Consider the following 21,012-nt stretch of genomic DNA (forward strand, 5'->3'; position numbering starts at 1 on the left):
CTTCTACTCTTCTTCTATTAGACATGAAAATTACGGATTTAGCTTTAGCTTTTTTGAAAAAATTTCCTTTCTATGAAAAGGTGCTATAGTCACTTACAACTTTAAAATTGGAAAATGCTTAATTTAGTATTGGATAGAATTCAGAAATTTTTTATTTTGCCGGTGGGTAATGGAATAAATTTTAGTTAACATATGAGGGATTATCGGAAGCTGAACAAATACAAAGAGGGAGAAGTGGCTCATCAAAGCTTAGGGCTGCAAATACCTTATATTCTATCTCTTTGTGTGCAATTGGATATTTATATCAAATTTAGCAAGGATTTAGAAAAGCCTGCACTTGTAGTAACGAAAAGGGTTAGTTAAATAAATGCTTAAGCAACTTCCCGATAATTTAGATATGCAATCGATTAGAAGAAGATCAACTTTTAGTTTCTGAATATATTAATTATTGAAACTAATCGTAGCTATAAACGTATAATAATATATAGAGGGGTAATGAGTGACGACTAAAATGAGAAGGGGTGGGATATATGCATTGGATGATGTGGATGTTTTGGGGAACCCTTGCAGGTATATTTTTAATCGGTTATCTAGTGGATGTTTTGACTAAACGGAAATACAGCTTAAAGAAGCAGGAAAAAACATTAAATCAAAATTCAGCCGAAGCAGATGCACGACGGCAAGCTGGGCAGAATAATCATCAAGGCGGAATGTTTTAAATGGATGAACAAATTGGGTTAGCTAATTTACAGTTATCAAAAAATGAGCCAGGAGATACATTTCCTGGCTCATTTTTATTTAGAATACGTAACTCATGCATTTTATTTTATAGAGAAGGGGTATGGCAACTTCATAAATTCAAGCGCTTTACGGTTGATCCATTTTTACAATCGGTTTGATGCTGATGCCTTTTTTAGAGTCTTCGAATGCTTCGTTAAGCTGGTCGAAAGCATAGACTTTAGTCAATTTATCGAACGGGAACAGGCCGCGTTTGTAGTAATCCACGAGCTGTGGAATAAACACTTGCGGAATCGAATCGCCTTCAATTACGCCCATGACGGTTTTGCCTTCTGCCATAATGTCGTTATGGACATCGAATGTGATTTCAGGTGTTACCCCAACAATGGCGCACGAACCAAGCGGGCGAAGGGCATGGATTGCTTGTTTAACAACCGGCGGTACACCTGTCGTTTCAACTGCGTAGTGGGTACCGCCTTTTGTGATGTTTTTGATTTCTTGTACGACATCGACATTTTTGCCGTTGAGGGTATGCGTTGCCCCCAATTCTTTTGCCAGTTCTAGGCGTCCATCATGAATATCGACTGCGATGATGTTAAAGCACCCAGCGATTTTCGCCGCCATGACTGCGCTCAATCCGACCGCGCCGCTGCCGTAAATCGCAATAGAAGAGCCAAACTCAGGTTTGAACCGGTTCAACACCGTCCCAGCACCCGTCTGAATGCCGCAGCCTAAAGGTCCAAGTAAGGTTAAATCTACTTCCGGATCTACTTTGACGACATTTCGTTCGTTGGTAACCGCAAAGGTCCCAAAAGAAGATTGGCCGAAGAACGTCGACACGGCATGGTCGTGGTGATGGATTCGGTTTGTGCCGTCTTGCATTTTGCCTCCGAAATTCAAGTCGTTGAAATTTAAGCAAACAGTCGGATGTCCCGTCAGACAATTTTCGCAATGGCCGCAATAAGCGAAGGACAGAACGACATGATCGCCAGCCTGGATGGTCGTAACAGCAGATCCTACTTTTTCTACGATTCCTGAACCTTCATGTCCAAGGACTGCAGGAAATGGTGACAAGCCTAAATCTCTTGCTACGGCGTCTGTATGGCAAACACCGGACGCCACAATTTTCACCAGCACCTCATTCATTTTTGGTTCGCCCAATTCCACTTCCTCGAATTTAAATTCTTCCTCTAAGCCATGTGTAACGGCTGCTTGTATTTTCATTAGAATCCTCCTTGGTATAGTTGATCTTCTTCAATTACTACCCGATTCTCTTTAATTTAGTCACGGCGAATGAAATGGAGCGTGCATGTATGTTATAAAGAAACAGGACTATGAAACACAATTTTGGCAGATTGAGTAATCTGCTGTATTGCCGCAAAATGGAAAGGATGATTTTTATGAATTTTGAAAGCTTTGATTGGGAAGCGCTGCTCTTTAATGCAGGTGTAATCGCCGCCCAAATAATCGGTATTTTAATCGCTTTTGCTTTAGTCAAAGCGATCGGAAAAAAACTGATAAACCGTTTCTTCGATAAACTGCTGGTAAAAGGAGACGTTACAAAAGGCCGTGCATTGACCCTGCAAAGTTTATCGGAAAATGTGTTTTCTTATGTCTTAATTTTTATACTGGTTGCGACTTTATTCAATATATTCGGTTTGTCTGTGGCCAGCCTGATAGCCGGTGCCGGAATTGTAGGACTGGCGATCGGCTTTGGCGCCCAGGGCCTTGTCAGTGACGTAGTGACCGGTTTCTTCCTGCTGCTGGAAAAGCAGCTGGATGTAAACGACTATGTGACTGTTGGCAGCCTCGATGGGATCGTGGAAGCAGTGGGGTTAAGAACGACGCAAATCCGCAGTTTTGACGGCACCTTGAACTACATTCCGAATCGCGACATTACCACAGTCAGCAACCATTCGCGCGGCAATATGCGGGCACTCGTGGATATTGGCATCTCTTACGATGAAAATATCGATGAGGCGGTCGGCATCATCCAAACAGCTTGCGACCAGGTGGCAGCAAAAGATTCAACGATTGTTGAAGGTCCTGATGTTATCGGGGTGCAGGCATTCGGGGCATCCGATGTGACCTTGCGCGTCATTGCAAAAGCACAGAGCGGTGAGCAATGGGCAGTAGAACGCCAATTGCGCAAAGCCATCAAACAAGCACTCGATGCAAACGGCATTGAAATTCCGTTCCCGCACCAGGTCAACATCCAGAAGAATATGGAAATTCAGAAAAGCTAAGCGAGAACATAAAAAAGGCAGCCTATGCGGCTGCCTTTTCTCATTTTTAATAGTTTTTCTGCACCTGATTCTCATCCGCTGCAGAGTTTGGTGTATACGTAGCATTGATGGTTTCGGTAGATATTCTGTTTTTTATAAAAGTAACAAACCCTATCGCTGTGTTGCTGTACTGATTGACTTCCGCAATACGCTGTCTGTCATGGTCCACTCGTGAGGCAATGCCGCCTGTGATGGCACGGACTGAGGCGTTCAAGTCAACGACCGAATTCATGGTGCCTTTAGCCGCATCAACGAGCGTGCCAACTTTTTCGGATTTCAGTTGAACGTCTTCTTTTAATTCATTTGCGTTGTGCGACAAAGTTGTTACTTCTAAATTGAGTTTGTCGACCCGCTCTTTCAAGTTGTTCGCGGAACCCTTCATTTTCTTCATGGGTTCTTTCATTCCTGATATCAGCATAACGACGCCGACGACTGCGATGATTAATCCCACTACGAAAATGGCGAGTGCTATGTAAAGCCAAATTGTTAAATCCATACTGCTTCCTCCTCTGATTTATTGATGTCTTGGGTATGTTATACCCGTAAAACCGTTCTAATTAACATACGGAATAGAAGTGAAAGCTTTTGTTTCGCGGCATGGCTGGCAAACACCTCCCATAATAGAAACGAGTATGGTAGAATTTTATCATATGTGTATAGATTATCTGGCATTTTTTAAAAGGTGCGAGAAAGAGCAGGTGCGGAAATGATTGTCGGAATAGATGCAGGCGGTACGTTGATCAAAGTGGCGTATACCACGAACGGGGAAGTCCATTTTGAAAAATACCCAATTGCTGAAATTGAGCGGGTTGCTGACTGGGTAAACGGTCTTGGCAACAGTAAAGTATGTGTAACGGGAGGCAAGTCAGGTGTGCTGATTTCCTTGCTCCGTGAGCCAACCCAGGAAATGGTGGAGTTCGAAGCAACTCACCTTGGTGTGCAAGTTCTCCTCAAACAGATGGGGCGTTTGGAAGATGCTTATTTGGTAACGAACGTTGGGACTGGCACCTCTATTCATTGCATCCAGGACAATGGGCATGAGCGTTTAGGCGGCACGGGTGTCGGCGGTGGAACGTTAGTCGGGTTGAGTCACTTGCTGACTGGCGTTACGCGGTACGAAGACATTGTTGCTTTGGCAAAAAAAGGTTCTCGTGAACGGATTGATTTAAAAGTGAAGCATATTTACGAGGGGAAAGAGCCTCCGATCTCTGGAGAGCTGACGGCAAGCAACTTTGGCCAGAATTTGTTTGCCATTTCAGAAGAGTTGACGAAAGAAGAACTGTTGGCAACGGTTATTGGCTTGGTGGGGGAGACCGTCAGTACGGTTAGTGTTCAGGCAGCCCACCAATGCAGAAGCTCGACGATTGTCTACATCGGTTCCTCTTTCATTGATAATCCTTTGTTGAAAGAAGTGGTCACCAGCTACACCATTTTGCGTGGTTCGGTTCCGCTATTTCTCGATAACGGCGAATTTTCAGGAGCCATGGGAGCCATGTCTGTACTGAATAAAAAAACAGTGTAAAGTTTGATTAAAAAGACGTGTTCTCTCGAGCCAAATCGCTGGCAGAAGGGAACACGTCTTTTAAGTTAACTAGACAGATTGCTAGCGTTTTCCAGTTTCAATAGCTGCAGCCCGCTCCAGGCGAAAACAAGAGAAGCAATGTAAAAGATACTGGCAATCGTCAAAAAATCGACAAGGTAGCCTGTTGCGATCACCGCGAGAGCGGCGGCGACGGAAGTCCAAACATGATAACGACCGATTTGTGTGCCAGCGATTTCTTTTGTGACATAGCGTGCCAGAACCGTTTTTTCGGAATTTTTTTGAACGGCTCCCAATACACCCATCAGAACCTGCAGAATGTACACGTGCCAAACTTCTGAAGCCAGCGGAAAGAACAGCAAGAGGATGGCCATTCCCCAGGAATAGACAGTGAGAAAGGTTTTGTCTCCAATTTGGTCAGCGTATTTTCCAATCAGTGGATAGCACAACGCAGCCGTCAGTGCGAATAAGCCGTAAGCCCAGCCGAACTGGGCATAGCTGTCCCCGACGTTTTTGATCAGCAAAATATAGAACGGAAAAATCATGCTTGATGCCATGCCGATGGTGCCCTGGTAATAAATAAAACGTTTGTAGTTCATGGCCGGTACTCCTCGTAAAAAAGATTCATAAAGCGGTGTTCTGGATCAAACCGATCCTTCAATTCGAAAAATTCCTCGGTTCTCGGGTAGGCGCTCTGCATTTGGTCCTTTGTCGGGTAGCCGAAATATGGAAGGTAATAACTGCCATCATGTGCAAGCGTGACATCGATCATTTTCTGAACAACGTCCTGTGTTTGCTGAATGCTCTTCTTATCGGTGCCTTGGTTGACGAGCAGCACAAGTGAAAACATATCTTCTTTGGCATAGGACAAAACCGCGTCTTCGTTTTGTTCCACATAGCGGATCGTAACATTCAATAAGTTAAAATCGGGATTGTCTTCCAGTACCGCTTTTAACGCCGGGATATAGTGTTCAAATTGATCCACAGGCACAAAGTACTCTTGGAGAATTTCTGTTTTTCGGCTATTGTCATACTCCATAAATTCGGAATCCGAACGCATAACATTATTGCGTGAAACAAGGTTTCCATCAATTTGCTGGGTATAGGTTGTTTGAGCGTTCCAAAAGTTGTCTTTTCCGGCATCGTTGATTCGTGAAAGTCCGAGGAAAAACTTCGGCACAGCCACCAGATTCTCCGTTTTTAGTTTTTGATATTCAGGGAACCGTGTTTGATCCTGGGCTGACTTGTACGTAATCGCATACATTTCTTCCATGAAAGACTGGGGTGCAATGGAAATGCGAGCCAGGTGCATTTTGGCATCTGGGTTGTCCTGCACTTGTTGCTTGAAGTACCCTGGGTAGTCGCTGTAAGACATGCTAGCCGTGTGGGTCTCATACAACTCATCGTCTGTCAGCTCCAGTGTGACATCCAATATAATGCCGAATAACCCATAGCCGCCAAGAACTGCATAAAATAACTCACTGTTTTCCGTAGGGCTCAATTGAAGAACCTCACCTTCGGCATTCAGTAAACGCATGGAGACAACCGTATCGGTCAACCCGCCGTTGCGGATATCCAGACCGTGGGCATTGACGCTCAACGAACCGCCAACCGTAAAAATGTTCTGCGACTGGCTGACTTTCAGCGATAGGCCGTAGGAATTGATGGCTTCCTGTATATCAGCCCACTGTGCGCCACTTTGCACTGTCACTGTCTTTGCTTCTTCATCTACTTTAATGATTCGATTATAGGGTTTCATATCGATCATAATGCCGTTCGGATAAACTGTCTGTCCGCCTTGGCTATGCTGCATGCCAGCGATAGACAGGACGTCCCCGTTCTGTTTGGCACCCAGGACAATCTGTTGGAGTTCACCTTGACTCATTCCAGACTTTACGGTTTTGATCTCGACGGGCAAAAGCCGTTGATGCAATTCAGCATCTGGACCATTCAAGTGGGTGGAATAAGCGTAAACGGACAAGCCAAATACACACAGGTACAAAAGCGCTATCCAGGCTTTTTTCATCGTATGGTCACCCTTTTCGTCTAAGTCGGAGTTCTATCATAATTAGACCGCTGTTTTTTGAAATAGTTCCCATAAAAATAAACAAATTAAAGTACTTGTCTAGCTATGACTTTTCAATAAATAAAAAGAGAAGGCGCAGTTGCACCTTCTCTTTGCAAGTTTCTGTTATTCGCTGATAATCGTCAATTTTTCGCGAATATCCGTCCGCTCCTGTTTGGCAGGAACGTGCGCAGGGTAGCCGATCATCATCGTCGCCACGATTTTTTCGCCCGGTTTCACACCAATGGCTTCACGGAACACCGGATTGTAAATCCAGTCGTTGGAGCGCCAAATCATGCCAATGCCGCGCTCCCAAGCTGCCAGCTGGAAGTTTTGCAGCATGGATGAAACGGCGCCATAGTCCTCATCCCATCTTCTTTGCCTCGGATCTTCCGGCATGATAACGACCAGGTGCAGCGGAATGCTGCGGAAGTAATCCGCTTTATTGAAGACTTTGGGTGGAACTTCTCCATCCGGGGTGCGCATGGAGTCAATAAATGCCTGAACGAACTTTTCCTTGCCGGCTTCTGTATACAGCTGAAAACGCCAAGGCTCGTTTACTTTATGATTGGGTGCCCATTTGGCAACATTCAGCAGTTCAATAATTTCTTCTACATTGACCGCATCAACCTTGAATTTTTTGATTGAGCGTCTCTCTATGATATTCTGGTCAATAGCATTCATCATTAAACGTCTCTCCCTTCCGCATAAAAAATGCGGGTCTCTATCCATTATCCTACCACGGAGAAGGGAGAAAGCGTGTCAAAAAAGACAAAAAGATCCCTGCTGCCAGGCTGAAATATTGGTAGAATGTAAGCATAAGCAAGGAGTGGATAAAGTTGAAAAAAGCTGTAGTTATCGGTGGAGGCATTACTGGCCTTTCCGCTTTGTATTATTTACAGAAGCTGAACCTGCGGGAGAACCTTGATCTGGAATTGGCATTAGTTGAGCGGGATCCGCAACTAGGTGGGAAAATAAAAACCGTAACAGATGATGAATTCATTATGGAAGTCGGGGCAGATTCGATCGTTGCACGTCATGCCAGCATTATGCCGTTGATTGAAGATCTGAGACTCGAGGACCGGGTTGTGTACAACGGCACGGGTATTTCCTATTTATATGCGAACAATGTGCTGCACGCCATTCCGAAAGATACGGTGTTCGGCATCCCAATGAACAAAGAAGCGTTGCTTAGTTCAACGCTCGTGTCAGAAGAAGGCAAGCAGGCAGCATTGAAGGATCTTGACAGCGTCAATGAAAGCTTTACACGAGACAGTTCAATTGGAGAATTCCTCGAAGCGTTTCTCGGCAAAGAGTTGGTGGATAATCAGATTGCGCCGGTATTGTCTGGTGTGTATTCGGGTAATCTCCACGAACTGACTTTGGCGTCTACTTTGCCGTATCTGGTGGATTACAAAAATAAATACGGCAGCATCATCAAAGGATTTGAAGCCAACAAGGAGTTTTTCCAAGGAACCGCCAATAAGAAATTCATCTCATTTGATGGCGGCATGCAAGTGTTGATTGATGAGATGGAGAAACAGTCAGGACAAGCCCGTATCGTGAAAGGCGTGGGAACCACGTCGGTCCAAAAAAACGGCGGAGGCTACCTGGTGGCATTGGAGAATGGAGAAGTATTAGAAGCCGATTATGTAATTTTGGCAACACCTCACCAAGTTGCCCAACAACTTTTAGGAATTCCTGAGTTGGATCTCGAGTTTGATCAGTTCCTGAATTCTTCTTTACTCAGTGTGTATCTTGGGTTTGATGTACCAGACGAGCAGCTTCCAAAAGACGGGACGGGATTCATCGTCTCGCAGGGAAGTGATTTGCATTGCAATGCCTGCACTTGGACGAGCCGGAAATGGAGCCATACGTCAAAAAGCCATAAATTGTTGGTGCGTCTGTTTTATAAGAGCTCCCATCCATCTTATGGGCTCTTAAAAGACTTATCAGAAGAAGAACTGGCGAAAGCAGCAATGGAAGACGTCCGCAAAAGCTTGGACATTGAAGAAGCGCCTATAGCAGTTGAAGTGACGGGCTGGAAAAACTTGATGCCCAATTACCATATGGCCCATAAAACCGCGATCAGCGCGCTGGAGCTGAAAATGGAAGAGTTAGTTCCTCGTGTCAAACTGGCCGGATCTTCCTACTTTGGAGTAGGAATTGGCGCTTGTATACAAAACGGCTCTGATTTGGCGAAAATTATTGCCAACCAATTGGTTGATGTAGAATAAAAGTTGAAAAGAGGCCGTAGCTGGCCTCTTTTTTTGTGTGGAATTAAAAAAGCCATCTATCCAGTATCGGATAAATGGCTAATTGAGAATATAGGTGTTAGGTTATCAAGTAATTATTTTGTTTCCGTAAGGTCAGGAACAACAAGTCCAAGGCCATCTGCTACACGTGTGCCGAACTCAGCATCTGCTTTGTATAAGTGGCTGATTTGGCGAAGCTTGATGTCATCCCGGTCAACAGCGCTTAAGCCGCCGACGAAAGTTGCAACAAGGCGTTCCTGCTCTTCAGCACTTTGCAGACGGTAAAGATCGCCTGGCTGCGTGTAATAATCTTCTTTAAAGTAAGGGACTGAATCTGTAACGCCGGATACTTCCATCTTAGCCGGTTTAGCCGCTTCAGTTTCAGTAGGGCCGCCATAGCTGTTTGGCTCGTAATAAACAGAACCGCCGCCATTATTGCCAAAGTTCATTTGGCCATCGCGCTGGTAGTTGTTGACTTGGTTTTTCGCTGCATTGATCGGCAGCATCTGGTGGTTAGCGCCTACACGGTAACGATGAGCATCGTGGTATGCAAACAAACGGCCTTGCAGCATTTTATCCGGTGATACGTCAATGCCAGGAACCAATGTGCCTGGAGAGAAAGTCGCCTGCTCCACTTCAGCAAAATAGTTTTCCGGATTGCGGTTAAGCACCATGCGGCCAACTTCCATTAACGGATAGTCTTTGTGAGACCATGTTTTTGTTACATCAAATGGGTCGAAGCGATATGTGTTTGCATCTTCTAAAGGCATAACTTGGACATACATTTTCCATTCAGGGAAGTCGCCTTGTTCAATCGCATTGAACAAGTCTTCGGTATGGAAATCGGGATTTTCACCGGCAATTTTGTCAGCTACTTCCTGAGTGATGTTTTGAATGCCTTGTTCAGTAAGCATATGGTATTTGATCCAAACGGATTCGCCTTCTGCGTTTGTCCATTTGAATGTGTGGCTGCCGAAACCGTGCATGTGGCGAAGAGTAGCCGGAATTCCGCGGTCACCCATCAAATAAGTCACCTGGTGCAATGATTCTGGTGATAATGACCAGAAGTCCCATACTGCGTTCGGGTTTTTCAAGTGCGTGCGTGGGTCGCGTTTTTGTGTATGGATAAAATCAGGAAATTTAATTGCGTCTTGGATGAAGAAAATGGGCGTGTTGTTGCCAACTAAATCATAGTTTCCTTCTTCTGTATAAAACTTCAAAGAAAAACCACGCGGATCACGGACGGTATCCGCAGATCCCAGTTCACCAGCAACGGTTGAGAAGCGGGCAAACATGTCCGTTTTCTTGCCAACTTCAGATAAGAAAGCAGCTTTTGTGTATTTGGAAACATCGTGAGTTACTTCAAAATAACCATGAGCGCCAGCGCCTTTGGCATGTACTACACGCTCAGGAATTCGTTCTCTGTTGAAATGCGCAAGCTTTTCAAGAAGATGGACATCCTGTAAAAGGATGGGGCCGCGTTGTCCGGCTGTTTGGGAATTTTGATTGTCTCCGACTGGAGCACCCCAGCTGGTTGTTAATCCTGTTTTGTTTGTACTCATAAATCAAACACCTCGTTTTCTTTTTTTATATAAAACACTACATCCTTAATAATACCAGTTTTTAAATTAAAATCAATATTAAGTGATAATGATTATAATTAGCGAAAGATTACTGGTGTCAATTCGCTGATTTGAGCGAAAAAAAGAAGAGCGACGCTGATCACTGCCAGCGTCGCTCTTCTTTTTTTATAATCGGTTCTATTTATGTTGCTTAGTTTTTAGGTCAAGATTCTGGAGGCTATCTCATCACATTGAGGCGCTGATAGCTGTCGACATGTTTGCTCCAATAGCTGTCGTTCAAACTAGTGATTTGAACACGATCCCCGCCAGCATGAATAAAGCTGTTGTTGCCGATATAAATGCCCATATGTGAAATCCCAGCGCGGTATGTATCTTTAAAAAACACCAAATCGCCGACTAGAGGAGAACTTACGTTATAAGATATCGCGTCATAGCCGGTAGTGCTTGTTCTTGGGACACTGATCCCCGCCTGATTATAAACATGGTAAATGAAGCCGCTGCAATCGAAACCGCCTGGCGCTGCACCACCCCATTTATAAGGTGTGCCTAGCAATGAGTTAGCGGTAGCAATAAGAGTTGAAATATTGCCTGGTGTTGCAGGTGCAGCAGAGACGGGGTTAGAAACGGTTACAGGCTGTTTAGTTGCCGAACTGCCATCAACCTTTAAGACTTGGCCAATTCGGATCGAACTTGTGGTTAGGCCATTCAAGCTCATTAGTTGTGAAACAGAACTGCCGTGGCGTTTCGCGATATTTGATAGTGTATCGCCACTGGCTACGCGATATGTACTGGTTTTAGAAACCACTGGAGCTGCTGCAGGAGGTTTTGCGGTCGGTGCCGACGCCTGACCACTAACGGTTAATTTTTGCCCGGGGCGGATATTGCTGTCGGACAACTTGTTCAACTGTTGGATGGAGCTAACACTCATGCTGTGGATACGGGCTATATGGGACAGAGTGTCTCCTGTTTTTACCGTATATGTATTCACAGAGTTGGCAGATGATTTAGGTGCACTAACTTTTTGTGGAGATGCGGCCGGAGTTGAGGCTGCAGAAACTTTAATTTTCTGATTTGGATAAATCGAATTGGAAGATAACTTGTTCCAAGAAATCAACTGATCAACTGAGACCTTATTAGTGGATGCGACTTTCCATAAAGTATCTCCTGGTTTAACGGTATAATCACTGGCCTCGGTATCCGAAGTACCAATGGCCAACGACAAAGCAGCGGCTGCAAATAACGTAAAAATAATTTTTCTCATCCTCAAACCCCTTTTTCTTTTCTATTGATAGACAATTCAATCTATTATCTGTAATTTCCTTAATTCTATATAATTAAATTAGTATAGGCAATAAGTTTCAATATTACATTTGTGTTACAAAGATATAAGTAGGAGATTTACCGTTCTATATTACTCAACTTCAAGTTTTTCTAATTAGGCGTTTTTTGAAAAATGCTGATTCTTATATTAAAAATATCGACTATAATCTCCGAAAGTTAATAGCAAATACTAAATTACTACGAAAAGTATAATTACTATTTCTTTCTGAAAGATATATCACCAAATTTCTATTCAACTAAATTACTTAAAAGAGTTAGTTTCTAAAAGGGGAAGACCTTTTATCCCACCTATCTTAATCGTCTTGGCACGAACTGAAGAAGACTGTCTTTTCGTCATTTAGGAGAGCTATGCTCAGGTGATTAGCATCGGCTTTTGATATTCGTAAACGTTATCAAAAAAAGGGACTAATTTCTTACACAAAGATGAGTCTTTGAATTGTTGCAATATTACTTATTTTCTGACATCATGAATTGGAATGAACTAAGAAGATTTCATTAGAGGAGGAGAAGCAAAGTATGTATGCGACACTCGGAAAAATCTTTGATCAGACAGCAGATCAGTATCCGGACAAAAAAGCGTTGGTCGATATCAGAAGAGGGGAAAGCTGGACTTACGCGCAATGGCGCAACGAAGTTCACCGCTTAGCGAATGCGCTAACTTCGGCGGGCGTCAGTAAAGGGGATCGGGTTTCAACTTTTTTGTTCAATAATCGCGAATTGCCTACCGCGCTGTTTGCTTGTGCAAAAATTGGTGCTGTGTTTAATCCCATTAACTTCCGCCTAAAGCCAGAGGAGTTGGTGTATATTTTGAATGATGCAACCCCTGAAATCGTTTTGTTCGAGGAAGCTTTAGAAGATACCATCAAAAGCGTTGCTGCCCATTTTCCGAGTATCCAATTTTGGTTTATAGATGACAAAGTTCCGGACTATGCGGTGAGTTATCAGGAGCAGGTAAGCAGGGCATCTGCGACGGATCCTTATGTGCAGGTCGATGAGCTCGATACTTACGCTATTATGTATACGAGCGGAACAACGGGACGCCCAAAAGGAGTCATTCATCGCCATCGTGATATGGCTGAACAAAGCCTGACCTGTATTGCCATGCTGAAGTATACGAAAAACGACGTGGGACTGGTTATTGCGCCGATGTTTCATTGTGCTGAACTGCATTGCTGCGTAATTCCGCGCGTTCAAGCAGGAGCCTCAAGCGTCATCATGCATCAATTCAACCCGCAGGCAGCTGTGGACACAGTGGAGAAAGAAAAAGTTACGGTGATGTTTGCCGTGCCAACAATGTGGAGTATGATGGCAGATTTGGACGGAGCAAATGAAAAAGTCAAAACTTTGCAGCGTGGATTGTATGGTGCGGCTCCAATGGCCCCTGTACTGGTCAAACACGTTAAAGAAGTACTGGGAATCAATTTGATTCAGGCATACGGCCAAACGGAAATGGGTCCAGCTATTACGTTTCTTGCTGAAGATGAGCAGTTAACGAAAGCAGGATCTGCCGGCAAGCCTGCCTTTAACCATGAAATCCGTATTGTTCGGCCAAATGAAAAAGGACCTTCAGAGCCGGATGAGCAAGTAGGGATATTTGAAGTCGGGGAAATCATTGTTCGCGGGCCAAGCATGATGGCTGGCTATTTCCACCGTCCACAAGCCACTTCCCGCGTATTATACAAAGGTTGGTACCATACGAGTGATTTGGGGTATCTGGATGAGGATGGCTATTTGTTTGTGGCTGATCGAGTGGATGATATGATCATCAGTGGCGGAGAAAATATTTATCCGCGTGAAGTAGAAGACGTTCTGCATGAACATGAACTGGTTCAGGACGTTGCCGTGCTGGGAATTCCTGATGAAAAATGGGGAGAAGCCGTTATGGCCTTTATTGTTGTTAAAGATGCCTTATTGACAGAGCAGCAGCTGGAGGAGTTTTGCCTCAACAATGAAAAATTGGCACGTTTCAAGCGGCCAAGAACTTATCGCTTTGTCGATGAATTGCCGCGCAATGCCAGCGGGAAAATACAAAAGTTCCTTCTGCGTGAACTTTACGCAAAAAGCAAAGCTTGAGGAACGGTAGATAAAAAAGGAGACTGCCAGTATGCAAATGAAGCCTTTGGAAGAAACAATTGCAGGTGTATTAGGAATCGAATTCATTGAAGTTACCCCGGACAAAGTAGTTGCAACCATGCCTGTTCACGCAGCTACACATCAGCCTTTCGGACAGCTGCACGGCGGGGCTTCCGTCGTGTTGGCAGAATCGGTTGCCAGTGTCGGGACCTGGGAGTCCATCGATCAGGAAACCGAAATTGCTGTCGGTTTGGAAATCAATGCCAATCACTTGCGCGGCAAACAGGACGGACTGGTAACTGCTACCGGTACACCATTGCATATAGGCAGGACCACGATGGTTTGGGATATTAAAATTGTCGATGAAGAAGAAAAACTGATATGTGTGTCAAGATGTACCGTCGCAATTGTCAAAAAGAAAAAGCAATAAGCTCAAATGAAGGATGTCTCCCTGCCACGGTAATCAAAGCAGCGAGGCATCCTTTCGCATTTTAAGAAACGCCTGAAGCAATTTTAGTGGCATCCGCAGAAGTCTCTGAATAATGGAGAGCATTGGGAATAAAAATAAGAAATTTGAGGAGAGATTATGATGGCAAAAAACAAAAATTTAGAGGAACTAAAGCAAAAACAGCTGGAAAAGGAACAGAGAGAACAAGAAAATGAAATGGAAATGGCAGACAGCGGAAGAATTTCGAATCTGCAGGACAATCTGGAAGAAAGGGAACAACAGGAAGAACGATAGAAAAACAATATCCGCATCCCGGTTTCGACCGGTGTGCGGGTTTTTCGCGTTAAGGCATGTTACTATAGACACTATCAAAATGCAAAGAGAGAGTGGTTTATATGTTTAATTCCTTAACTGAACTAATGGACGCAAAAGAGTTAACAGACAAGCGCTCAATTTCGTGGAATCAGATTTGCCAGGAAGAGCAGTTATCGGAAAAATTCATTAAAGAAAACCTGGACCAAGTGAATTGGAAGCTGGTTTCACGTTTCCAGAAACTATCAGAAGGCTTTATTCGCAAGTACAAAAATCGTTTGTTTTGGAACGAGATCATTCAAGCGCAAAAGCTTTCCGAAACCGCCATTGAGAAGTATGCAGATAAAAAGAAATGGACTCCGATTGCTCCAGAAGAATTGAGTAAAAAGCAACAAAAAACAGCAGAAAAAGAAGGTGAATCCTTTGATGAGGCAGAATACTGGAGGCTTGTTTCAATGAAGCAGCAGCTGGCCAACTCAAAAGGATTGTCACCGGCATTTATTGAAAAGCATCACCACAAATTATCGTGGCCAGAGCTATGCCGTTATCAGTATTTGCCGATGCCGTTAATCCATCGTCATGCCCGTCAAGTCGATTGGACATTAGTGACGCGTCATCAGATTTTGTCTGAACGGTTTATCGAAAAATACAGCAACGACGTAGAATGGGAAACCATCACGTTTCACCAGTCACTATCGGAGCGCTTTATCAACCGCCATCATGCAAAAATGAGTTTTATTTCAGCGGAAGAAGGACGCTCGGAAAGCTTCCTTTATACCCATTTCAATAAACTGGATGCTGCATCGATTCTCGAGCACCAGCAGTTAAAAGAAGTGGTGAAGTACGATCCATTGGATGTTTATGTGCTGACTAAAAATGGCCAGAAAAAATACATTCTTAAGTTTCATGACCTCACCGAAAATTTAGAACCGGTCCGAAAAGCGGATGAGGAAGAATTGTACGAACAGCTGGAGGAAAATGATTTATTGGCAACAGTAGAAGAAGATTTCCCGGAACTGACGATTATCGGGGATGTGCGTTTCTAATCCCTTGCTTTGGCTACTGAAGCTTGCTGTTTCTGTTCTTCTAAAAAGGCAATGGTATAAGCAATGAATTCCTTTACGGTATCTGTTTGGCTGCGCTCTTTGTGCCAAACGAGCCCTACCGAACGGGTGCACCTTGGTTCGGAAATTTTTAATTCTTTCAATTGAAGAGAAGAGATGCGTCTGCTTCGGATTAAGGATGGGCTAAAGGCAACCCCTAATCCTTTCTCAACCAATTCGTAAGTGACCCCTGTTTCGTCTCCCTCGAAGGCAAAGTCAGGATAAAAGCCTGCTTGTGCACAAAAGTTTTCCGTTAAATCGCGAAATCCATAGCCTGGAGGCATAACGATAAATGGATCATTTTGCACTTCTGTCAGCTCAATGCTTTTGCGTGAAGCGAGTGGGTGAGATAATGGCACTGCCAACAGAATCTCCTCTTCTATAATGGGATACCATTCAATGTTTTCTCCTTGGATGGGAAAAGTGGAAATGCCGACATCGATCTCCCCGCTTTCAAGCTGGCTTTGCATGCGCTGGGCAAAAGCCTGGTATTGGCGAAATTGAGCTTGAGGATGGATTTTCAGGAAACCGCCCAACAGTTCGGGGAGAATGGTCGGAATGGTGACTGCTACTGAAATCAAGCGATTTTGTTTTTCGGTCAAAAAAGCCAGTTCTTTCTCACTTTTTTGCAGTTCCAAAAAAATCCTGTCGACAGTTTTTAAATAGGCTTGACCCAAAGAGTTCAAGCGAATTTGCCGGCCGGTGCGATCGAACAACTGGTAGCCTAGACGAGTTTCCAGTTTGGCAATGGTTTTGCTAAGTGCTGGTTGAGATACATTAAGCGCTTGAGCAGCTTTTGTCAGATGCTGGTATTTCGCTACTTCCTGAAAATACTTTAATTGCAGAAAATCCATGTCTTTTTCTCCTCTCTAAAAGCTTTCTGATGCTGAACACATTGTAGTACATCCAAGCCTTATCCGGCAAATACACAAAAAAGCTTCAGGCTCTGCTAGAGAGCCTGAAGCTTTTTTGATTGGTTTAGACGAGAGAGCCGCCATCTTTTAGGAAGCGTTGAATTCCTTCCGCTGCTCGGTAAGAAAGCGCACCTAAAGTGCCTGTGGGATTGAACGCGCTATTATGCGGGAAAGCGGAAGATCCGACAACAAAAACATTTTCGGCATCCCACATTTGCATATAGCTGTTGACTGCGGATGTTTCAGGGTCTGCACCCATGATAACACCGCCCGTATTGTGGGTATTGGTGTCTTTATTGACGTTAAAGTTACCTTGTTCTTCGTTTGTTTGAATAATATCAGCGCCAATTTCTTCAGCAATTTTATGGGTGACCTTCGAAATATATTTCACCAGTTCACGGTCCTGTTCGGTGTAATCGAAAGTCATGCGCAGCAACGGTTTGCCGTAGGCATCCTTGTACTCGGGATCCAAGTCCAGGTAATTATAGCGATGCGGCATACTCGCTCCTTGCGATTTTACCGGAAAAAAGCTGTTTGCGTATTTGATTGATGCAGATTTAAATTCTGCGCCCCATGCTGGAGTCCCCGCAGGAACGACATTGTTGGCGATTGGCCGGTTGCCGTATTGAGTGACGCGTATACCGGCACCGTGAAGGAAGTTCAAGTCAGAATGGTCAAATGCATCACCGACAAAATCAGGGATTTCAATGCCAAGCGCGCCTGCGCCGCCATATAGATTAAACTCCTTATCTTCAAAAAACATCATGGAAGAAGCGGAACTGACCTGGTAGCAATAGTTTTTGCCGATGGATCCTGTCTGGTTCGCGGAATTGTAGGGACGGCCTAAACCGGAGTTCAGCAAGAGGCGGACGTTGTTGAACACGTAGCTTGCTACAACGACGACTTCAGCCGGCTGTTCGAATTCTTCCCCTGTGATTGTGTCGACATAAATGACGCCTGTTGCTCTAGATCCATCGTTTAAGATTTCGATTACATTAGAGTGTGTGCGAAGGTCCAAGTTGCCGGTTTGTTTTGCGACAGGAATGACTGTAACTGCCGGGTCAGCTTTGGCGCCATATTCACAGCCGAAGTTTTCGCAGTATGCACAATACTGGCAGGCAGCACGGGAAATGCCATCCGGATTTTCGTAAGCTTCTGAAAGGTTGCCTGAAGGCAGTATATATGGAGAGTAACCTAAGTTTTTTGTAGCTGTTTCAAACATTTCCATAATCGGTGTTTTAAGCATTGGACCGGTTGGATAAGGATTTGAGCGTGGGCCATAACCGAATCCCTCTACTGTTTCTCCAGAGATTCCCGCCATTTTTTCGAATGTATCATAATAAGGTTCAATTTCATCGTAAGTAATTCCCCAGTTTTGAAGCGGCATGTCGGGGCTGATTTTGTCCGGCCCATAACGTTCTTCAGTCATGGTCTTGATTTCAAAGTCATATGGAAGAAAGCGGTAAGTTTGCCCATTCCAATGGCTTCCGGCTCCGCCAACGCCGTCTCCAACGATAAATGTTCCGTAATCCCGCATCGGGAGGGCGCGCATCTTTTCGTTATTCCGGCTTGTAATGGTTTCTTTGGAAAGGTCCTGCATCAATTCTTCGCGGTGCTGATAACGCAATTCATCGTGGGCCATCGTGTAATCACTGGTATTCCGGTCTTTGCCGCGCTCAAGCCCGACAACGGATATGCCTGCTTTAGTCAGTTCAGATGAAACAATGCCGCCTGCCCATCCCATGCCGACAACAACGACCGGTACTTTTGGTAATTTCGTTACCATAGTTAATCAATCCTTCCTATCTATCATTAATGACCCATGTGGCTTGTAAGGCTCTCCGGGTCCAATTGGACAAAATCACTGTTTTGTATTTCTTGTGCAAAGCTCAAGCGGGTGCCTGGATATTTCCGCATCGCCCAGCCCTGCATTTCTTTGTTGCCGCCATATAGTGGATCAGCGTAAACCCCTTCAATTGTCAAACTGCGCAGCAGGCTGAAAAAGCTGCTTGAAGGCACTTTTGAAATCTCCGGAGCCTTGTCTTCACTGAAAGCCGTTAATACCTCGTCTTGTTGTTCAGCTTCAAGGTCAGTAAAGCTCGCTTCAAATGTTTTATTGCTGTAAGTGTTTAAAGCGGCCAATCCCATAAGAAAGAGGTCTTTTCGTAAAATGCGAATTTGGCTGCCTTGGGTTTCTTCTGCTTTGTAAAAAGGCCCCGCCATGTATTCTTTGGAGTTGATGCCCCAAGCACCGGCAAGTTGGTGATCGATGTAAATGGCGGCGTTCAACTCCATGGCGCCGGGTCCGTTGTCATCTTTTGGATAAATGCGTTCCGCCGTTGCCTGAGTCAGTTGGTATTGAGCGGGTGTAAAGAACATTAATGCCGCTGAAGGATTGACGGTCAGCGCAGGTGCAGCAGGTGCTGTTTGTTGTGAGGGTGTTGTGTTGTTGCTTCCGAATAAACTTCCAATTGCTCCTCCTAAAACAACGCCTCCGACTGTCAGTCCGGAATTTTTTAAAAAGTCGCGTCTTGTTGTCCCTTTTTTGCCGGCTTGTGTATTGCTGTTATCAGCCACATGAAAACCTCCAATTTCTTTAAAGTAAAACGGGGAAATCTCTATTTCTAAGCTTTATCTTTTGATTTATGTAATATGAAAAAAATGATTCTATACACATAAATTAAGATTATACGCCGATGCAAGCATTAAAAATAATACTTATTTATCCATGAATAAATATACTTATGGTTATGAATAGAATAAAAAAGAAGATTCTTGCCATAAGGCAGAAACTTCTTTTTAAACAATCTTCTTAAAAAAATGAACTCCAGTTAAAAACCAGTGAAAAGACCACTGTTGCCAAAATCAGGCTGATATTAAAAAAAAGATATTTAGTCCCTGTCCAACATAATACGATAATGGCAAGTCCAGCTGAAGATCCTGCTAGAGCAAACCAAGGGAAAACAGTATTGTTTAGAAAAAGGAAGTACGAGAAATCACCTACCAAGAAAATGGCCAAAATCAATTGGTTGACCATTCTTAATTCTTCATCGTTGTATTTTGTCATGTAAATCACCTGCCTCAACAAAAATTCGATAACCATAAATATATGATTTACAAATCGTTTATGAAGAGTATAATAACAAGTGGAAAGAAACGTCAATCACTATTTTGATAAAACTTTGGTTTATAAATTCAGTTTTGTTGAAATGCACTGTGTTTTGTCCGGGTTTCCATAACGGGTTTCCACATTCAAGCAAATAGGTGGGTAAGGAACATGGAACAAGAATTTACTCTCATTGAGCACTTAACAGAGTTAAGAAAGCGGCTCATTGTAATTGCGGTTGCGTTTATCGTTTCTCTAGGAATTGGATTTGCCATCGCGGCCAAAATTTTGAACTTCATCAAAATGCAGCCGACGGCAGTCAATGTAGATTGGAATGTTTTTGGTTTTACTGACGGCATTATGATTTATTTTAAATGTGCATTGCTTCTCGCAATTCTCATCACATTGCCGGTACTTCTCCACCAAATTTGGCTTTTTGTAAAACCAGGTTTGTCAGAAGGTGAAGCTAAAGGAACATTTTTATTTATTCCCGTATCATTTTTTTTATTTTTGGCAGGAGTCAGTTTCAGTTACTTTATTTTGTTTCCGATGATGCTGAATTTTATGTCAGACATCAACCAGTCTATTGGTGCTATTGAAACTTATGGGATGAGCCAATACTTTACATTCATGTTTAATTTGATCATTCCGGTAGGAATTGTGTTTGAAATGCCCGTTGTCATCATGTTCTTGACCAAATTGGGCATAGTCACACCTATGTCTTTACGGAATATGCGGAAAATTGCTTACTTTGTTCTAGTAGTAATTGGTGTTTTGATTTCACCGCCGGATTTTCTGTCAGATGTTTTAATCATCATTCCGTTATTTGTTTTGTTTGAAATCAGTATTTTGGTATCAAGTGTGACATTGAGAAAGATGAACCAGCGAATTGAAAACGAAATTGCCTAGCAAAGGAGGAAATACAGATGCCGAATATCGGAGTGCCTGGGTTGATATTAATTTTAATCATTGCCTTAATCATCTTTGGACCAGCTAAGTTGCCGCAATTAGGGCGAGCAGTGGGCCAAACTTTGAAAGAGTTTAAAAACTCAACTAAAGAAGTGATGGATGATGTGACGTCAGAATTTGAGTTAGAAGAAAAGCAAAACAAAGAAAAGCAAACAGATCTTACAAAAAAATAAAGCGAGTTTTCAGTTGGGAATTTTGCTTCATACAAGTGCAAATAGCCGTTTCTCCGAAGTTTGGAGAAGCGGCTATTTTTTATTTTAGTAAAAACAGGTTATACTGA

General features: G+C 43.6%; 22 protein-coding genes. 11 read left to right on the forward strand and 11 right to left on the reverse strand.

From position 1 onward, the window contains the following. Positions 1–530: 530 nt before the first annotated feature. Positions 531–719 (forward strand): hypothetical protein, encoded by a 189-nt coding sequence (locus AC4EHK_RS14500; protein WP_490979502.1) that lies wholly within the window; start codon positions 531–533, stop codon positions 717–719. Beyond that, on the forward strand, positions 720–899 hold the full coding sequence (locus AC4EHK_RS14505) for a hypothetical protein (protein ID WP_490979503.1): 180 nt from the start codon (positions 720–722) through the stop codon (positions 897–899). It abuts the gene before it with no gap. Here AC4EHK_RS14505 and AC4EHK_RS14510 read toward each other — a convergent pair. Beyond that, positions 868–1,962 (reverse strand): NAD(P)-dependent alcohol dehydrogenase, encoded by a 1,095-nt coding sequence (locus AC4EHK_RS14510; protein WP_490979504.1) that lies wholly within the window; start codon positions 1,960–1,962, stop codon positions 868–870. The two genes, AC4EHK_RS14505 and AC4EHK_RS14510, sit on opposite strands and share 32 nt — an antisense overlap. 176 nt (positions 1,963–2,138) lie before the next feature. Here AC4EHK_RS14510 and AC4EHK_RS14515 point away from each other — a divergent pair, with 176 nt between their 5' ends. Next, entirely contained in the window at positions 2,139–2,984 is an 846-nt protein-coding gene (locus AC4EHK_RS14515) for a mechanosensitive ion channel family protein (protein ID WP_490979505.1), read from the forward strand. Positions 2,985–3,030: 46 nt separating this feature from the next. Here the strand turns inward: AC4EHK_RS14515 and AC4EHK_RS14520 are convergent, their stop codons facing one another. Then, a complete protein-coding gene (locus AC4EHK_RS14520; RefSeq protein ID WP_490979506.1) occupies positions 3,031–3,519 on the reverse strand; it encodes a DUF948 domain-containing protein in 489 nt (162 codons plus the stop codon). A 210-nt stretch (positions 3,520–3,729) separates the two neighbouring features. Here AC4EHK_RS14520 and coaW point away from each other — a divergent pair, with 210 nt between their 5' ends. Further along, entirely contained in the window at positions 3,730–4,545 is an 816-nt protein-coding gene (gene coaW / locus AC4EHK_RS14525) for a type II pantothenate kinase (protein WP_490979507.1), read from the forward strand. 65 nt (positions 4,546–4,610) lie between these two features. Here coaW and AC4EHK_RS14530 read toward each other — a convergent pair whose 3' ends face one another. From AC4EHK_RS14530 to AC4EHK_RS14540, 3 genes are all read right to left on the reverse strand, one after another. Next, positions 4,611–5,162, reverse strand: coding sequence for an MFS transporter (locus tag AC4EHK_RS14530; RefSeq protein WP_490979508.1), 552 nt, complete (start codon positions 5,160–5,162; stop codon positions 4,611–4,613). Further along, a complete protein-coding gene (locus AC4EHK_RS14535; RefSeq protein ID WP_490979509.1) occupies positions 5,159–6,589 on the reverse strand; it encodes an FAD-binding protein in 1,431 nt (476 codons plus the stop codon). Before AC4EHK_RS14535 ends, AC4EHK_RS14530 begins: the two co-directional genes overlap by 4 nt. Positions 6,590–6,754: 165 nt before the next feature. Further along, positions 6,755–7,312 carry a nitroreductase family protein gene (locus AC4EHK_RS14540; RefSeq protein ID WP_490979765.1) on the reverse strand — a complete coding sequence of 186 codons (558 nt, stop codon included), beginning with the start codon at positions 7,310–7,312 and terminating at the stop codon, positions 6,755–6,757. A gap of 155 nt (positions 7,313–7,467) precedes the next feature. Here AC4EHK_RS14540 and AC4EHK_RS14545 point away from each other — a divergent pair, with 155 nt between their 5' ends. Continuing rightward, entirely contained in the window at positions 7,468–8,865 is a 1,398-nt protein-coding gene (locus AC4EHK_RS14545; protein WP_490979510.1) for a protoporphyrinogen oxidase, read from the forward strand. Between the two features lie 113 nt (positions 8,866–8,978). On the opposite strand, the gene katA is transcribed toward AC4EHK_RS14545, so the two are convergent. Beyond that, positions 8,979–10,445 carry a catalase KatA gene (gene katA / locus AC4EHK_RS14550; protein ID WP_490979511.1) on the reverse strand — a complete coding sequence of 489 codons (1,467 nt, stop codon included), beginning with the start codon at positions 10,443–10,445 and terminating at the stop codon, positions 8,979–8,981. Between the two features lie 238 nt (positions 10,446–10,683). Further along, positions 10,684–11,727, reverse strand: coding sequence for a C40 family peptidase (locus AC4EHK_RS14555; RefSeq protein ID WP_490979766.1), 1,044 nt, complete (start codon positions 11,725–11,727; stop codon positions 10,684–10,686). Between the two features lie 596 nt (positions 11,728–12,323). On the opposite strand from AC4EHK_RS14555, the gene AC4EHK_RS14560 reads away from it, so the two are divergent. The 4 genes from AC4EHK_RS14560 (at position 12,324) to AC4EHK_RS14575 (ending at position 15,686) form a co-directional block, all read left to right on the forward strand. Then, positions 12,324–13,880, forward strand: a complete 1,557-nt coding sequence (locus AC4EHK_RS14560) for a fatty acid--CoA ligase (protein ID WP_490979512.1) — start codon at positions 12,324–12,326, stop codon at positions 13,878–13,880. 31 nt (positions 13,881–13,911) lie between these two features. Beyond that, the gene (locus AC4EHK_RS14565) at positions 13,912–14,310 is read left to right on the forward strand and encodes a hotdog fold thioesterase (protein WP_490979513.1); all 399 of its coding nucleotides are present in this window, start codon (positions 13,912–13,914) and stop codon (positions 14,308–14,310) included. A gap of 159 nt (positions 14,311–14,469) precedes the next feature. Further along, positions 14,470–14,622 (forward strand): hypothetical protein, encoded by a 153-nt coding sequence (locus AC4EHK_RS14570; RefSeq protein WP_490979514.1) that lies wholly within the window; start codon positions 14,470–14,472, stop codon positions 14,620–14,622. A 101-nt stretch (positions 14,623–14,723) separates the two neighbouring features. Beyond that, complete coding sequence (locus AC4EHK_RS14575) at positions 14,724–15,686, forward strand: hypothetical protein (RefSeq protein WP_490979515.1); 963 nt, start codon at positions 14,724–14,726, stop codon at positions 15,684–15,686. On the opposite strand, the gene AC4EHK_RS14580 is transcribed toward AC4EHK_RS14575, so the two are convergent. The 4 genes from AC4EHK_RS14580 to AC4EHK_RS14595 all read right to left on the reverse strand — a co-directional run bounded on the left by AC4EHK_RS14580 (position 15,683) and on the right by AC4EHK_RS14595 (position 19,724). Continuing rightward, complete coding sequence (locus tag AC4EHK_RS14580; protein WP_490979516.1) at positions 15,683–16,597, reverse strand: LysR family transcriptional regulator; 915 nt, start codon at positions 16,595–16,597, stop codon at positions 15,683–15,685. The two genes, AC4EHK_RS14575 and AC4EHK_RS14580, sit on opposite strands and share 4 nt — an antisense overlap. A gap of 124 nt (positions 16,598–16,721) precedes the next feature. Then, a complete protein-coding gene (locus AC4EHK_RS14585) occupies positions 16,722–18,443 on the reverse strand; it encodes a GMC family oxidoreductase (RefSeq protein WP_490979517.1) in 1,722 nt (573 codons plus the stop codon). A 26-nt stretch (positions 18,444–18,469) separates the two neighbouring features. Beyond that, complete coding sequence (locus AC4EHK_RS14590; protein WP_490979518.1) at positions 18,470–19,234, reverse strand: gluconate 2-dehydrogenase subunit 3 family protein; 765 nt, start codon at positions 19,232–19,234, stop codon at positions 18,470–18,472. A gap of 235 nt (positions 19,235–19,469) precedes the next feature. Then, entirely contained in the window at positions 19,470–19,724 is a 255-nt protein-coding gene (locus AC4EHK_RS14595) for a hypothetical protein (protein WP_490979519.1), read from the reverse strand. A 210-nt stretch (positions 19,725–19,934) separates the two neighbouring features. Here AC4EHK_RS14595 and tatC point away from each other — a divergent pair, with 210 nt between their 5' ends. Then, positions 19,935–20,672 (forward strand): twin-arginine translocase subunit TatC, encoded by a 738-nt coding sequence (tatC, locus tag AC4EHK_RS14600; protein ID WP_490979520.1) that lies wholly within the window; start codon positions 19,935–19,937, stop codon positions 20,670–20,672. 17 nt (positions 20,673–20,689) lie between these two features. Beyond that, a complete protein-coding gene (gene tatA / locus AC4EHK_RS14605) occupies positions 20,690–20,905 on the forward strand; it encodes a twin-arginine translocase TatA/TatE family subunit (RefSeq protein WP_185960020.1) in 216 nt (71 codons plus the stop codon). Positions 20,906–21,012 lie beyond the last annotated feature (107 nt).

It is taken from the genome of Planococcus sp. TJ-307 (assembly GCF_058268435.1).

What these genes read in the sequence shown, in the direction of transcription:
- AC4EHK_RS14515 (WP_490979505.1), top strand. Translation starts at nt 2,139, where the DNA reads ATGAATTTTGAAAGCTTTGATTGGGAAGCGCTGCTCTTTAATGCAGGT.
- AC4EHK_RS14520 (WP_490979506.1), bottom strand. Translation starts at nt 3,519, where the DNA reads ATGGATTTAACAATTTGGCTTTACATAGCACTCGCCATTTTCGTAGTG.
- AC4EHK_RS14565 (WP_490979513.1), top strand. Translation starts at nt 13,912, where the DNA reads ATGCAAATGAAGCCTTTGGAAGAAACAATTGCAGGTGTATTAGGAATC.
- AC4EHK_RS14575 (WP_490979515.1), top strand. Translation starts at nt 14,724, where the DNA reads ATGTTTAATTCCTTAACTGAACTAATGGACGCAAAAGAGTTAACAGAC.
- coaW (WP_490979507.1), top strand. Translation starts at nt 3,730, where the DNA reads ATGATTGTCGGAATAGATGCAGGCGGTACGTTGATCAAAGTGGCGTAT.
- AC4EHK_RS14580 (WP_490979516.1), bottom strand. Translation starts at nt 16,597, where the DNA reads ATGGATTTTCTGCAATTAAAGTATTTTCAGGAAGTAGCGAAATACCAG.
- AC4EHK_RS14570 (WP_490979514.1), top strand. Translation starts at nt 14,470, where the DNA reads ATGGCAAAAAACAAAAATTTAGAGGAACTAAAGCAAAAACAGCTGGAA.
- AC4EHK_RS14500 (WP_490979502.1), top strand. Translation starts at nt 531, where the DNA reads ATGCATTGGATGATGTGGATGTTTTGGGGAACCCTTGCAGGTATATTT.
- tatA (WP_185960020.1), top strand. Translation starts at nt 20,690, where the DNA reads ATGCCGAATATCGGAGTGCCTGGGTTGATATTAATTTTAATCATTGCC.
- AC4EHK_RS14540 (WP_490979765.1), bottom strand. Translation starts at nt 7,312, where the DNA reads ATGAATGCTATTGACCAGAATATCATAGAGAGACGCTCAATCAAAAAA.
- AC4EHK_RS14530 (WP_490979508.1), bottom strand. Translation starts at nt 5,162, where the DNA reads ATGAACTACAAACGTTTTATTTATTACCAGGGCACCATCGGCATGGCA.
- AC4EHK_RS14510 (WP_490979504.1), bottom strand. Translation starts at nt 1,962, where the DNA reads ATGAAAATACAAGCAGCCGTTACACATGGCTTAGAGGAAGAATTTAAA.
- AC4EHK_RS14535 (WP_490979509.1), bottom strand. Translation starts at nt 6,589, where the DNA reads ATGAAAAAAGCCTGGATAGCGCTTTTGTACCTGTGTGTATTTGGCTTG.
- tatC (WP_490979520.1), top strand. Translation starts at nt 19,935, where the DNA reads ATGGAACAAGAATTTACTCTCATTGAGCACTTAACAGAGTTAAGAAAG.
- AC4EHK_RS14585 (WP_490979517.1), bottom strand. Translation starts at nt 18,443, where the DNA reads ATGGTAACGAAATTACCAAAAGTACCGGTCGTTGTTGTCGGCATGGGA.
- AC4EHK_RS14505 (WP_490979503.1), top strand. Translation starts at nt 720, where the DNA reads ATGGATGAACAAATTGGGTTAGCTAATTTACAGTTATCAAAAAATGAG.
- katA (WP_490979511.1), bottom strand. Translation starts at nt 10,445, where the DNA reads ATGAGTACAAACAAAACAGGATTAACAACCAGCTGGGGTGCTCCAGTC.
- AC4EHK_RS14595 (WP_490979519.1), bottom strand. Translation starts at nt 19,724, where the DNA reads ATGACAAAATACAACGATGAAGAATTAAGAATGGTCAACCAATTGATT.
- AC4EHK_RS14560 (WP_490979512.1), top strand. Translation starts at nt 12,324, where the DNA reads ATGTATGCGACACTCGGAAAAATCTTTGATCAGACAGCAGATCAGTAT.
- AC4EHK_RS14555 (WP_490979766.1), bottom strand. Translation starts at nt 11,727, where the DNA reads ATGAGAAAAATTATTTTTACGTTATTTGCAGCCGCTGCTTTGTCGTTG.